The sequence below is a fragment of the Neisseria sp. 23W00296 genome, assembly GCF_044772855.1.
GTDB lineage: Bacteria > Pseudomonadota > Gammaproteobacteria > Burkholderiales > Neisseriaceae > Neisseria.
On the sequence record NZ_CP173024.1, the window covers coordinates 1734031 to 1746864 of the forward strand.

Consider the following 12834-nt stretch of genomic DNA (forward strand, 5'->3'; position numbering starts at 1 on the left):
CACCGTTTTTCTTTTTCTATAGTGAGCCAAAATAAAAAAGATACAAGGCAGCAAGCCGCAGACAGTATGAGTAATACGGCAAGACGCAGCAACGCCGTATATTTTTATTTTGGCTCACTATAAAAACGTAAAGGCGCTTGCCATAACATTTTTTCCGTCTTATTATGTTACGACATAACAACGAAGGAGCGTAGCAAAAAAATGAAAACAGGCATCCATCCCGACAACTACCGCACCGTGCTCTTTTTCGACAGCGGCGCGAACGAAGGCTGGCTCATCCGCTCGTGCGCCGACACGCACGGCAAAACCATGGTGTGGCACGACGGCGCGGAATACCCCGTCTTCATGCTCGACACCTCCTCCGCCTCCCATCCCGTCTACACCGGCAAACGCCGTGAATACAGCAGCGAAGGCCGTGCCAGCAAATTCCAACAGCGCTATCAGAGCATGATGGGCGCATTGAGAAAGGACAAATAATGCAGGTTTTATCCTCACTGAAAACAGCCAAAGCCCGCCACCGCGACTGCCAGATCGTCCGCCGCAGAGGCAAGGTCTACGTTATCTGCAAGAGCAACCCCCGTTTCAAAGCCCGGCAGCGTTAATCCTTGGATTGCGTTGCGTTCACAGGGCAGAGGCCGTCTGAAAACCTGTTCTCAGACGGCCTCTGCCCGTGTATTGCCCGTGTTTGCAGACCATCACGGCAGATGCGGCGCAAACCGCCATTTGCCCAAAGCCAAGCCGCAGTCAAACAGATTCAGACGGCCTACCGCCACCCGGACCAGCCGCAAACAGGGATAGCCCGCCTTCGCCGCCATCCGCCGCACTTGTCGGTTTTTCCCTTCCGCAATACGGATTTCCAGCCAAAAATCGGGCACTGTTTTACGCACGCGCACCGGCGGCACACGCGGCCACAGCCTGCCTGTTTCCGCCGCGGCCAACAAACGGACTTTCGCCGGACGCGCCGTAAAATCCCCCAAATCCATCGGTCGGGAAAACGCGGCCAGTTTGTCCGCATCCGCGCTGCCTTCGAGCTGCGCCCAATAGGTTTTTTCCAGCTTGAACCTCGGCTCGGCAATCCGCGCCTGCAAACGGCCGTCGTTGGTGAGCAGCAGCAGCCCCTCGCTGTCGGTATCCAGCCGCCCCGCCGGATAAAAGCCGGGCGCGTCGATAAAGTCTTTCAAACTACGGTGTTTTTCGTGCGCGGAAAACTGGCAGATCACGCCGCAGGGCTTGTTGAATGCAATCAGATTGTCCATAACCCTTCTTTACACAAATTATTGAATCAAAATAAAAAATCTACGGCGTTGCTACGCCTTGTCGTACCACCTGTACTGTCTGCGTCTTGCTGCCTTGTATCTTTTCCATTTTGATTCACTATCGTTTCAGACGGCCGCAATTGTACGCGCGGAATAGACGCAAACAAACGACGACCTAGCGAAAATTTACAAAATCAAGCATAATCGCGCGGCTGCGTCCGCCAGGACGTGTCAACAAAAGAAGACGATCAACCTAAAGTTTCAGGAGACACCATGAGTCATATCAAAGTACCCGCCGAAGGCAAAAAAATCGTTGCCGGACAACCCGTTCCCAACAACCCGATTATCCCCTTCATCGAAGGCGACGGCATCGGCATCGACATTACCCCCGTGATGATCGACGTAATCGACGCGGCCGTAGCCAAGGCTTATGGTGGCGAGAAAAAAATCCACTGGATGGAAGTCTACGCCGGCGAAAAAGCCACCAAAGTCTACGGCGACAACGTCTGGCTGCCCGAAGAAACCCTCGAAGCCCTGAAAGAATACGCCGTATCCATCAAAGGCCCGATGACCACCCCCGTCGGCGGCGGCATCCGCTCGCTCAACGTCGCCCTGCGCCAGGAGCTCGACCTTTACCAATGCGTGCGCCCCGTGCGCTACTTCAACGGCGTGCCCTCGCCGCTGAAAGACCCGTCCAAAACCGACATGGTCATCTTCCGCGAAAACACCGAAGACATCTACGCCGGCATCGAATGGGAAGCCGAAAGCGACAACTGCAAAAAAGTCGTCTCCTTCCTGCAAAATGAAATGGGCGTGAAAAAAATCCGCTTCCCCGAAACCTCCGGCATCGGCATCAAACCCGTTTCCAAACAAGGCACGCAGCGTCTCGTGCGCGCCGCCATCCAATACGCCATCGACAACGACAAACCCAGCGTCACCCTCGTGCACAAAGGCAACATCATGAAGTTCACCGAAGGCGGCTTCCGCGACTGGGGCTACGAGCTGGCGCAGAAAGAATTCGGCGCCCAGCCCATCGACGGCGGCCCGTGGTGCTCCTTCAAAAACCCGAAAACCGGCAAAGAAATCATCATTAAAGACGCCATTGCCGACGCCTTCCTGCAGCAAATCCTGCTGCGTCCCGCCGAATACAGCGTCATCGCCACTTTGAATCTGAACGGCGACTACATCTCCGACGCACTGGCCGCGCAGGTCGGCGGCATCGGCATCGCCCCGGGTGCAAACATCTCCGACCAATACGCCATCTTCGAAGCCACCCACGGCACCGCGCCCAAATACGCCGGACAAGACAAAGTGAACCCCGGTTCGCTGATCCTCTCCGCCGAAATGATGCTGCGCCACCTGGGCTGGAAAGAAGCCGCCGACCTCGTCATCAGCGCCATGGAAAAAGCCATCGGCGACAAACAGGTCACCTACGATTTCGCCCGCCTGATGGACGGCGCCAACGAAATCTCCTGCTCAGCCTTCGGCAAAGCGATGATCGAACGCATGTAAACCCTTTGCAGGCAGACAGAGGCCGTCTGAAAACCCCGCCGGGCGCTTTCAGACGGCCTTTTCCCACTCATGGCAATTTCGGCCGAACCCCTGTATAATCCGCCCTTCCTATCTGGGGGCGATCTTGGTTTCGACGGGGGTTGCGAAGCAGATGCGGGCATACCGGGGTCTCAGATTTCCCGTAAAACACTGAACACAAATAGTCGCAAACGACGAAACTTACGCACTGGCCGCCTAAGGCCTGCCGTTGCAGCAGTTAGTCAATGGGCTGTGCGGGGCAACCCGCCGCAACGTCATCTTACATTGACTGGTTTCCTGTCGGGTTACTTGGCAGGGAATAAGATTTAAGGTAACTGGCTTCCAAACAGCCTGTCGGTTGGCGGAATGGAAGCGAGATTCCAAATAAACACGACTAAGTATGTAGAACGCTTTGTAGAGGACTTTCGGACGGGGGTTCAATTCCCCCCGCCTCCACCAGACACTTTTCCGGCGTGTGCCGGAAAGCCCAAACCGCCGGTTCGACAAGAATTGGCGGTTTTTAATACCCGGAACACCGGACGGACAGGCCGTCCGAACACGAGCCGCCGCAATACGGTGCGGCTGCCCGCATCTTTTCACCAACCCCTGCCGCCCAAGCATTTGCCGTCCGCGTCCGCCCTTTTTCGGTGCACGCAGGCAAAGCCAAGCCGCAGAAGAACGGCTGCCGCTCGGCGCGACGGCGCGTTAAGGAGAACATCATGCCGAAACAGAAAACCAGCAAACGCCAATGGCGCGACGGCGCGTCCGCCGCCTCTGCCAAAACACCGCGCGCGGCGAAAAGGCCGTCTGAAAGACACAAGGATTTTTCGCGCGAAGAAAACCGTGCCGCAGGCAAAAGGCCGTCTGAAAACGGCACGCAGCACGCAAACCGACAGCGCTCCGAACGCTCTCGGCAGGCTTCGTCAAACAACAACAGCCGTCAAACATCGGCACGCGGCAGACACACCGACGGAAAACCCTTCACAAACCGCGCCACAGCAGGCAAAAGGCCGTCTGAAAACGGCCGCAGGGAGTTTTCAGACGGCCTTTTGCCGCACGAAAACCGTGCACCCAAGCAGCGCGCATCCAAAGCGAAAAAACTCGTCGTCCGCAATCCCAACCAAAAAATCATGGAGCGCGCGCGCGAATTGAAAGAGCGGCGTAGCGACCTCTCGCACATCGAACCCGAACGCCTGCAAAAAGTGCTGGCCGCATCGGGTGTCGGCTCGCGCCGCGAAATGGAAGAATGGATTGCCGCCGGCCTGGTGCAGGTAAACGGCAAAACCGCAGGCTTGGGCGACAAGGTTACGCCCGACGACCACGTTACCGTCAAAGGCAGCGTTATCAAACTCAAATGGGCAGACCGCCTGCCGCGCATCATTCTGTATTACAAGCAGGAGGGGGAAATTGTTTCGCGCGACGACCCGCAAGGCCGCGTGAGCATTTTCGACCGCCTGCCGCAGGCGGCCAGCAGCCGCTGGGTGGCCATCGGCCGGCTCGACATCAACACCAGCGGCCTGCTGATTCTCACCACATCGGGCGAACTGGTGCAGCGTTTCGCCCACCCCAGCTTTGAAGTGGAACGCGAATACGCCGTTCGCGTGTTGGGCGAAATAACCGCCGAACAGATGCGCGAGCTGACCGAAGAAGGCGTGATGCTGGAAGACGGTTTGGCCAAAGTGGAACGCATCTTCGAGCAGGGCGGCGAGGGTGCAAACAAATGGTACAGCGTCGTGATTAAAGAAGGCCGCAACCGCGAAGTGCGCCGCATTTTCGAGCATTTCGGGATGACAGTAAGCCGCCTCGTGCGCGTGGGATTCGGGCCGATCGGTTTGCCCAACCGCCTCAAACGCGGCCAATTTTACGAGCTTAATCCCGCCGAAGTAGCCAATATTGTGAAATGGGCGGACATGGGTCTGCCAGGCGGGCGGCGGCGCAGGAAATAGGCCGTCTGAAAACGAAGCTGCAAAGAAGTCAAACCTTGCACCCCGACAAAAAGGCGTCCCATGAAACACTTGAAAACCGCCCTGCTCTGCGCATCGCTGGCACTGGCCACCGCCGCGCAGGCCGCAGGCAATCCGCACCGCGAAAGCTACGGCACTTGGGAAGAAACCCTTGTCAAAAACGGCCAAGCGTCCGCGGAACGCTTTGTTATCGCCACGCACGGTTTTGAAGAGTTCGCCAAAATCAAAGCCGGCTGCGACAAGCGCAAAAAAGGCTATGTCCACAACACCGACCGCACCAGCGGCCGCGAACTCGCCAAAAGCATCCGCGCAAGCATCGAAGATCAAAACCGCAACGGCACGAAAGAAGAAGCTGAAGCCTATTCCGCGCCCCTGCAAGAAGCATTGGCGAAAATCAGCGCCGACAAAAAATACCTGCGCGTCAATCTTTCTTTAAGCTGCGCAGACGGCGCGATGTCCTTCATCCAGCTCGACCGCAACGACGGCCTGAAAATGTATGCCGCACCCGACGTTTACCATTTCCCCGTCAAACGCGTGCAATAGGCCGTCTGAACGCCGCATTCTGCCGCCGCGCACGCTCCGTCTGCGCGGCGGCAGAATGTTTTGCGCCCGTCCCTCCTTCGTTTCCCTTTCTTGTGCACTGAAAATGTAATATCATAACGCGCGCGTGCATCCGTGCGCCCGTTTTCCATCCGTTTCCAGAAAGAGAGATTATGAAGAAACTCCTTCCCGCCGCCCTGCTCTGCACCGCCGCTCTTGCCCATGCCCACGAAGTTTGGGTGAACGCGCCCGCTGAGCTGTCCGTTTCCGAAGCCTTGCAGGCCGATTTGGCATACAGCCACGATTTCCCGCACGCGGAAAAAATCCCTGCCGACCGCCTGCACATTTTCGCGCCGCTGCACATCACTTCTCCCGACGGCAAAACCGCCGCGCTCAAACAGCAGGGCGAAAACTACCAATACGCATCAGGCCGTCTGAAAAAAGGCAGCTACATCATCAGCGCCACCTACAAGCCGACTTTCTGGTCGAAAGACGCCGCAGGAAAATGGGAGCAGAAAAACATGGCCGATCGCCCGTCGGCCGTGTCCTGCGAGCAAAGCCAAATGTTCGGCAAAAGCGTGGTGAACGTCGGCGGCGCGGAAGATTTAGCCGCCATCTCCCGCCCTGTCGGCCAGATGTTGGAAATCGTGCCGCTGGCAAATCCGAACACGGTCAAACCCGGCCAGCTCTTCCCCGTGCAAATCCTCTATCAGGGCAAAGCGCTGGCGGGCGCAACCGTCACCGCCACGGCAGACACCATTGTCGCCCGCGATTTGGCGGCGGCACACGACCACCGCGAACCGCAGGCCTTTTCCGGCAAAACCGACAAAGAAGGCAAGGTCAACGTTCTGCCGCTGGTGGAAGGACTGTGGAAAGTGAAAGTCGTGCACAAAGCGCCGTTTGCCGATCCGAAAGTCTGCGGCGAATCGGCCGCCTACGCCACGCTGATCATGCCCGTGGGACAGGAGCGCGCGCACACCGAAGCGCACCACCATCACCACCATTAATAAAGCAGGCAGCACAAAGGCCGTCTGAAACCGCCAAACGGGGTTTCAGACGGCCTTTTGAGTGCAATCCGATTGAACAATTGAAGAGCGGCCAAACGGTCAAACAAACAAAGAGGCTGTCTGAAGACCTGTTTTACGGGTTTTCAGACGGCCTCTTCCGTTCTGCTTTCACTCCGCCGTTCGTCGGACAAACTCTTCGCGCGTTTCCAGATTTTTCAAAAAGCGCGACAGCTCCGACAAGGCACCCTCGTAAACGCCGCGCTTGAAATCGATCACTTCGTCTATCGGCGCCCAGTAATCGTGCCAGCGCCAGCCGTCGAACTCGGGATGGCTGGTGGCGCGCAGGTGCACGTCGCTTTCGCGGCCGGTCAGCCGCAGCAGATACCAAATCTGTTTCTGCCCCTTATACGAACCGCGCCACTCGCGGCGCACCCAGTTGTTCGGCACTTCGTAGCGTAGCCAGTCGCGCGTGCGGCCGAGGATTTTCACATGGTGCGGCAGCAGGCCGACTTCCTCCATCAGTTCGCGGTACATCGCCGTTTCGGGGCTCTCGCCCGGCTTGATGCCGCCCTGCGGAAACTGCCAGGAATGCTCGCGCACGCGCTTGCCCCAAAACACGCGGTTGTGCCCGTTTACCAAAATAATCCCGACGTTCGGACGGTAGCCTTCCCTGTCCAACATGATTCCGCCCCTGCGCTGAATTTTAAAGCGCGCGATTTTCCCATATTCAAGGCCGTCTGAAAAGCAAGCGCGGCGGCCTGCGGCCTGCGTTTTCCCGCACGCAAAACCCGTTTTCAGACGGCCTGCGCGCGCATTTTCCGCCGCCTGCAACATTTGTTAAAAAATGTTGGCAAAACCCCATCAAGCGCTTGCGCCGCTTGGTATTTTGCCGTTTAATGCGCGGCACGCGGCCACCCGCGCGCAACCCTACCGAACACGAGGAAACACAATGAAAAAAACCCTTTTACTGTCCGCAACCGTCCTGCTGCTAGCAGCCTGCGGCAGCGCGGACAACAGCCCGTCCGATAGTGCGGGCGCGGCGGACGGAGACACGGCCGCTCTGCCCGCCACCGGCAAACTCAACATCTTCAACTGGTCGGACTACGTCGATCCCGACACCGTCGCCGCCTTTGAAAAAGCGGAAAAAATCCGCGTGCGCTACGATTTCTACGACAGCAACGAAGCCCTCGAAGCCAAGCTGCTCACCGGCCATTCCGGCTACGACCTCGTCGCCCCCTCCATCTCCAACGCCGGACGCCAGATACAGGCCGGCGCCTATCAGGAAATCGACAAAAGCCTGATACCGAATTACGCCAACATCGACCCCGCTCTGCTCAAACAAATGGAACAGGTCGACCCCGGCAACAAATACGCCGTCCCCTACTTCTGGGGCATCAACACCCTCGCCGTCAACACCGACAAAGTCAAAGAAGCCCTCGGCACCGACAAGCTCCCCGAAAACGAATGGGATCTGGTCTTCAACCCCGAATACACCGCCAAACTCAAACACTGCGGCATCAGCTACTTCGACAGCCCCACCGAACAATACCCGCTCGCCCTCAACTACCTCGGCAAAAACCCCAACAGCGAAAACCCCGCCGACCTCGAAGAAGCCAACCGCCTGATGCAGCGCGTGCGCGGCGACATCAAACGCTTCACCTCCTCCGGCTACATCGACGACATGGCCAGCGGCAACCTCTGCGTCGCCGTCGGCTACGGCGGCGACCTCAACATCGCCAAAAACCGCGCCGAAGAAGCGGGCAACGGCATCAAACTGCGCGTCCTCGCCCCCAAAAGCGGCTTCGGCCTGTGGGTCGACTCCTTCATGATTCCGATGGGCGCCCCCAACGCCGCCAACGCCCACAAATACATCAACCACACCCTCAACCCCGAAGTGGCGGCCAAAAACGGCAACTTCGTCACCTACGCCCCCGCCGCCCAAGCCGCGCGCGGCCTGATGGACGAAAAATACGCCAACGAACCTTCCGTCTTCCCCGACAAAGAAACCCTTACCCGCAGCTTCATCGTCCTGCCCAAATCGCGCGAAACCGTCAAACTGCAAACACGGCTGTGGCAGACACTCAAAGCCGGCCGGTAAACCACAAAAGGCCGTCTGAAACCCTTCAAAACGCCGCCCGCCCAAACGAAGCGGCCGCCCGCCAACCCGACCACGGAGAGCAACCATGACAGGCAAACTCAACGGAAAAACCATCCTGATTACCGGCGCCTCGCAAGGCATAGGCGCCGCCGCCGCCAAACACTGCGCTGCCGAAGGCGCCACCGTCGTCCTCGTCGCGCGGCGGCAGAAACGCATGGAAAAGGTTTACGACGAAATCGTTGCCGCCGGCTCGCCCGAACCCTTTGCCGTCTGCTTCGACCTGCTCACCGCCGAAGAAAACGAATTCGCCCAACTGGCCGCCACCATCGCCGAAGCCACGGGCGGCAGGCTCGACGGCATCGTCCACAGCGCCAGCTGCTTCACCGCCCTCTCCCCGCTCGACTTCCAAACCGTCGCCGACTGGGTCAAACAATACCGCATCAACACCGTCGCCCCCATGGGACTCACCCGCGCCTTCACCCCCCTGCTGATGCAGTCGGAAGACGCCTCCGTCGTCTTCGTCAGCGAAAGCCACAGCGAAACCCCCCAAGCCTACTGGGGCGGCTTCGGCGCATCGAAAGCCGCCCTCAACTACCTCGCCCTCAGCATCGCCGACGAATGGAGCCGCTTCCCCAACCTGCGCGCCAACATCCTGATTCCCGGCGCAGTCAACTCCCCGCAGCGGGAAAAAACCCACCCCGGCGAAGCCAAAAGCGAACGCCGCGACCTCGCCGAAATCATGCCCGCCTTCGTCTACTGGCTGGGCAGCGAAAGCCGCGGCCGCAGCGGCGAAACGGTTTTCCTGTAAAGCGCCAGAAGAAGAAAAAGGCCGTCTGAAACCGAAACAAAGGTTTCAGACGGCCTTTGCCGCATAGATGGGTGTATTGCACCACAATGCACGCGGTTTTGGGGCTTGCGGGAAAACGTGCGGGCAAGAAAAAGGACGTCTGAAAAGCGGATAAGATTTTCAGACGGCCTCTCGGGCTCCGGGCCGATTGGAAGCCTTTCCCGCCCTCGCGGGAATGACGTTTCTGAAACCTATCGGGACAACAGAGTTCCCTCTCCCGCCCGCGGGGGAGGGTTAGGGTGGGGGCTTGCGCCGCAATGCACGAGGTTTGGAGATTGGCAGGGAAATGCATGGGCAAGGAAAAGGCCGTCTGAAAAGCGGATTGGGGCTTTCAGACGGCCTTTGGAGGGACGGCAGGTATTGCAGAACGCATGCGCCGCTTTGCGGCGGCGCCTCCTACGTTTGTTCTGCGTCTGCCCGATGCGTCAGAACTTCTTGCTCACGCCGATGCGGAAGGTGCGGCCGGGGGCCGGGTTGTTGGTGCAGGTGAGCGGGTCGAGATAGTATTGGTCGGTCAGGTTGGTGACGACAAACTCGACATTCAGGTCTTTGCGGAACTTATAGTTCACCCAGGCGTCCATGGTGGTGACTCTGCCCCAGTAGATCGGCACGTTGAACATATCGTTGCCCGAACGGTTTACCTGCGGCAGAAGATCGCCGTAGTTCTCGCGGTCGTGGTTGCGCAGTCCGGCATGGTGCAGGATGCGGCTGCCGACTTCCAGCCTGCGGTTGAGGAAACGCGCGCCCAGGGTGAGGTTGAGCGAGTATTTGGGCGGCGTCATATTGTGCAGGTAGCTGGCGGGCGGCCCGTCTTTCAGGCAGGTGGGGATGCGTCCTACGGGATCGAGGAAAATGGCGCTGCTCTCGTCGCACACTTCGTTTTTCAGGTTGTAGGTGGCGGAGAAGTCGGCAAAGAAGCGGCCGTTGTCGTAGCGGCTTTGCAACTCGATGCCGGCGGTTTTCTGCGCTTCGATATTGCGGAAGTTGAATTCCAGCGTGCGGTCGATCACGTCCTTGACGGTGGTGCGGTAGTAGGCCAGCTTGATGTCGGCCTGCTCGGCCTTGAATAGCGTACTCAAATCATGGGTGTAGCCGAACTCGACATTGGTGGCGCGCTCGGGGACGACCTTGTAAAAGGTGCGGCTCATCCCGGAAAAGCCGACGGTAGCCTCGAAGATGCTGGGAAAGCGGGTGGTGCGGGCATAGCGGGCATAGAGGCGGCTGTTTTCCGTCGGGCGCAGGGTAACGGCCAATACCGGCTGCCAGCTGCTGACGCCGCCTTTTTTCTCCACTTTCGGAAACGGATCGGCGATATCCTCCGTGCCGGGGGCGCCCACTTTGACATCGTGGCCGTTTTCCGCCGCCACCGTGCCGTTAATGGCCGGGCTGTCGTCCTTGTGCAGCTTATTGTCGTCACGGGCACGCCAAATATAGCTTTCTCCGTGGTTTTCCCTGGGATTGCCGCCCTGGATCTCGCCGCCTTGGTATATGCCGTCTTTGGATATGCCGCCGATCAGACCGCCATGGTTGAAATTGCCGTTACGCCGCCATTTGCTGTATGTCGGATGGCTGTCGATAAATTTTTCATAAGGCTCGGCGATGGCCTGATAGCGCGGCAGCAGTTTCTTCCTCAACTGCCGGATTCTGAGCCCCGACACCAGCGTTAACCTACTATATTCGTCGGAATCTTTTACCTCATCGGAGCATGCCTGAAACGCACTGCCGCTCTGGCCCGAGCACATGCTGTCTATCATGTCTCGCTTCTCTTGTGCATTCTGCTTCCATATCGAATCAATCCTCTCGGCTTCCTCGGCTTTAATCTTCCGCAGCTGTGGTTCGTACTGCTCCCATGCCCGCTTCAAATCTTCCGGCACGCGGATTTTCCAATTGATGTAACGGTACTCACGGCCTTTGGCTCTGTATGTATAGTCTTTCTCCGCCCGCCCGCGCGCCAGCCTGCTGTCGAAGGCGGAATAGCCGTTTTTACGCGCGCCGGCGCTGATGCTCAGCCAGTCGGCAGGCCGCCAGTCGAAGCGGAAAGAGGTGTCCCACTGCCTGTGCCAGCCTTCTCGCCCCTTGGCGCGGAAGACAGAAGGAGATGCTGTTTCCCTGGGATCGAGCCACCAATTGTCTTTGGATTTGAACGTTTCTCGCTGGTAGCTGCCCGACAGGGTTAAATCCAGCTTGTCGTGCAGCTTGAATTTGTTGCTGGTGTTGATGCCCCAACGCCTGTCGTCGGAATGGGTGAGCGAGGTGTTGTGCAGGATGTCGTTCCAGTATTTGAGTTCCGGTTTGTCGTCATAGACAGAATAAGGCTCGCGCGGAAGGCCGCCGCTGGTATGGGTGTTCAAATCGTTGCGCGTGGCCCACAGATTGGCATGAAAATCCACATAGCGGCCGGGCGGATTCCATTTGTAATCGAGATTGGCCGCCTGCGTGTGCACCCTGCTCGAAGGCCACTGCGCCACCGTGCCGACAGCGTATTTTTTCAGAAAGCGGGAATAGGCGCTGCCGTCGTTAAAGCGTCCTTCCTGCTCCACATCTTTCAATCTGTAGCGTCCCTCACCCAAGCGCGAAGGCATGATTTCGCCGTATTCGGCGCGGGTGTCGCGCCAGCCCAGCTGCAGGCGCTGATAGGGGGTCGGCCGCCATGTGGCTTTGAGCAGCAGCGATTTCATATCGCTGGAAGTATTGGGCACTTCCGCGCCGGGATAATAAAGATGGGCGAGATAGCGGGTGTATCCGACCGCTTCGAGCGGCGTATTCGGATCGGTTTTATAGTATTTGCTGCCGTTTCTGCCCGCATAGTGGTTGCCCTTGTGCCGCCAGGCATAGGCTGCCAAAAAATCAAAATCGCCCCGGCGCGCGCCTAGGGCGATGCGGGCGGCCTGATCGCGCCCCAATGCGTAGCGCCCGCCCTTTTTGGCATGGCGCATCAGGTCGGAGTCGATAAAATAGTTGAAATCGATGTCTTCTTCCGTGTAGTGATCGGAGCGTGCTTTGATTCCCTGCTGCATGCTCGGCCAGCGCGGGCGTACGGCATTGGTGCTGGCTTCCACTTTCACGTCAACGCCGAAATTACGCCCCTCCTGCACGACATCGTCGATTTCCAGCGTGGTAACCGCCACACCGCCGCCCACCGAATTGGCTACATCGCGCGTCAGCGCCGGCCCTTTTTCCACCGTCATGCCGCCGATCAGCATCGGGGCGATATAGTTGCGGTTGTTGGCGCCGTTGTAGCCGCGCCAGACGGTAATCGCCTACTCGGTGCCGTCAATCGTCACGGGGACGCGGCCTTGCCCCTGAATACCGCGTATGTTCGGGTCTAACGCGCCGCTGTTGCGGGCGTCACCGCTCTGCACGCCGACCAGCCCTTTGAAAATATCGGCTGGCGCCGCGCCTTTGAAGCGTTCGATGTCTTCTTTGCCGGAATAGACGGTGAACATATCGTTGTCGTATACGCGGTCTTTACCCGCCTTGTCGCGCACACCGTGTTTTGCGCCTTGACGGTGACGGTTTCGAGATTGTCGGCTTCGCCAATCTGCTCGGGAACGGCCTCGGCCGCATGGGCGGCAGCGGCCAGCAGCGCCAG

General features: G+C 58.5%; 12 protein-coding genes and 1 other RNA gene. 9 read left to right on the forward strand and 4 right to left on the reverse strand.

All coding sequences use genetic code 11. The features are described 5' to 3' along the window. Positions 1 to 201 precede the first annotated feature (201 nt). The gene (locus tag ACG2K1_RS08595) at positions 202 to 477 is read left to right on the forward strand and encodes a type B 50S ribosomal protein L31 (protein ID WP_009424885.1); all 276 of its coding nucleotides are present in this window, start codon (positions 202 to 204) and stop codon (positions 475 to 477) included. Next, positions 477 to 602 (forward strand): type B 50S ribosomal protein L36, encoded by a 126-nt coding sequence (gene ykgO, locus ACG2K1_RS08600; RefSeq protein WP_009424886.1) that lies wholly within the window; start codon positions 477 to 479, stop codon positions 600 to 602. The genes ACG2K1_RS08595 and ykgO overlap by 1 nt, the downstream gene beginning before the upstream one ends. Before the next feature lie 93 nt (positions 603 to 695). On the opposite strand, the gene ACG2K1_RS08605 is transcribed toward ykgO, so the two are convergent. Then, positions 696 to 1256 (reverse strand): pseudouridine synthase, encoded by a 561-nt coding sequence (locus tag ACG2K1_RS08605; protein ID WP_395428773.1) that lies wholly within the window; start codon positions 1254 to 1256, stop codon positions 696 to 698. A gap of 273 nt (positions 1257 to 1529) precedes the next feature. On the opposite strand from ACG2K1_RS08605, the gene icd reads away from it, so the two are divergent. The 5 genes from icd (at position 1530) to ACG2K1_RS08630 (ending at position 6297) form a co-directional block, all read left to right on the forward strand. Beyond that, positions 1530 to 2768, forward strand: a complete 1239-nt coding sequence (gene icd, locus ACG2K1_RS08610) for an NADP-dependent isocitrate dehydrogenase (protein ID WP_395428772.1) — start codon at positions 1530 to 1532, stop codon at positions 2766 to 2768. Between the two features lie 114 nt (positions 2769 to 2882). Beyond that, positions 2883 to 3245: a transfer-messenger RNA gene (ssrA, locus tag ACG2K1_RS08615) on the forward strand. Positions 3246 to 3505: 260 nt separating this feature from the next. Next, positions 3506 to 4732 carry a pseudouridine synthase gene (locus tag ACG2K1_RS08620; RefSeq protein ID WP_395428771.1) on the forward strand — a complete coding sequence of 409 codons (1227 nt, stop codon included), beginning with the start codon at positions 3506 to 3508 and terminating at the stop codon, positions 4730 to 4732. A gap of 60 nt (positions 4733 to 4792) precedes the next feature. Next, on the forward strand, positions 4793 to 5293 hold the full coding sequence (locus ACG2K1_RS08625) for a transcriptional regulator (RefSeq protein ID WP_395428770.1): 501 nt from the start codon (positions 4793 to 4795) through the stop codon (positions 5291 to 5293). Between the two features lie 170 nt (positions 5294 to 5463). Further along, positions 5464 to 6297, forward strand: a complete 834-nt coding sequence (locus ACG2K1_RS08630) for a DUF4198 domain-containing protein (RefSeq protein ID WP_395428769.1) — start codon at positions 5464 to 5466, stop codon at positions 6295 to 6297. Between the two features lie 168 nt (positions 6298 to 6465). Here ACG2K1_RS08630 and ACG2K1_RS08635 read toward each other — a convergent pair whose 3' ends face one another. Then, positions 6466 to 6978 (reverse strand): RNA pyrophosphohydrolase, encoded by a 513-nt coding sequence (locus tag ACG2K1_RS08635; protein ID WP_395428768.1) that lies wholly within the window; start codon positions 6976 to 6978, stop codon positions 6466 to 6468. Positions 6979 to 7246: 268 nt separating this feature from the next. On the opposite strand from ACG2K1_RS08635, the gene ACG2K1_RS08640 reads away from it, so the two are divergent. Both ACG2K1_RS08640 and ACG2K1_RS08645 read left to right on the forward strand, forming a co-directional pair. Beyond that, a complete protein-coding gene (locus tag ACG2K1_RS08640) occupies positions 7247 to 8395 on the forward strand; it encodes a polyamine ABC transporter substrate-binding protein (RefSeq protein ID WP_395428767.1) in 1149 nt (382 codons plus the stop codon). 85 nt (positions 8396 to 8480) lie between these two features. Continuing rightward, entirely contained in the window at positions 8481 to 9203 is a 723-nt protein-coding gene (locus tag ACG2K1_RS08645; protein WP_009424998.1) for an SDR family oxidoreductase, read from the forward strand. A gap of 464 nt (positions 9204 to 9667) precedes the next feature. On the opposite strand, the gene ACG2K1_RS08650 is transcribed toward ACG2K1_RS08645, so the two are convergent. Both ACG2K1_RS08650 and ACG2K1_RS08655 read right to left on the reverse strand, forming a co-directional pair. Beyond that, positions 9668 to 12424: a TonB-dependent receptor domain-containing protein gene (locus ACG2K1_RS08650; protein WP_395428766.1), complete on the reverse strand. Its 2757-nt coding sequence runs from the start codon at positions 12422 to 12424 to the stop codon at positions 9668 to 9670. A 78-nt stretch (positions 12425 to 12502) separates the two neighbouring features. After that, positions 12503 to 12730, reverse strand: coding sequence for a Plug domain-containing protein (locus ACG2K1_RS08655; protein WP_009424996.1), 228 nt, complete (start codon positions 12728 to 12730; stop codon positions 12503 to 12505). Positions 12731 to 12834 lie beyond the last annotated feature (104 nt).

Excerpts from the sequence above, each read along its gene's own strand:
- ACG2K1_RS08595 (WP_009424885.1), top strand. The coding sequence starts at position 202 with ATGAAAACAGGCATCCATCCCGACAACTACCGCACCGTGCTCTTTTTC.
- ykgO (WP_009424886.1), top strand. The coding sequence starts at position 477 with ATGCAGGTTTTATCCTCACTGAAAACAGCCAAAGCCCGCCACCGCGAC.
- ACG2K1_RS08605 (WP_395428773.1), bottom strand. The coding sequence starts at position 1,256 with ATGGACAATCTGATTGCATTCAACAAGCCCTGCGGCGTGATCTGCCAG.
- icd (WP_395428772.1), top strand. The coding sequence starts at position 1,530 with ATGAGTCATATCAAAGTACCCGCCGAAGGCAAAAAAATCGTTGCCGGA.
- ACG2K1_RS08620 (WP_395428771.1), top strand. The coding sequence starts at position 3,506 with ATGCCGAAACAGAAAACCAGCAAACGCCAATGGCGCGACGGCGCGTCC.
- ACG2K1_RS08625 (WP_395428770.1), top strand. The coding sequence starts at position 4,793 with ATGAAACACTTGAAAACCGCCCTGCTCTGCGCATCGCTGGCACTGGCC.
- ACG2K1_RS08630 (WP_395428769.1), top strand. The coding sequence starts at position 5,464 with ATGAAGAAACTCCTTCCCGCCGCCCTGCTCTGCACCGCCGCTCTTGCC.
- ACG2K1_RS08635 (WP_395428768.1), bottom strand. The coding sequence starts at position 6,978 with ATGTTGGACAGGGAAGGCTACCGTCCGAACGTCGGGATTATTTTGGTA.
- ACG2K1_RS08640 (WP_395428767.1), top strand. The coding sequence starts at position 7,247 with ATGAAAAAAACCCTTTTACTGTCCGCAACCGTCCTGCTGCTAGCAGCC.
- ACG2K1_RS08645 (WP_009424998.1), top strand. The coding sequence starts at position 8,481 with ATGACAGGCAAACTCAACGGAAAAACCATCCTGATTACCGGCGCCTCG.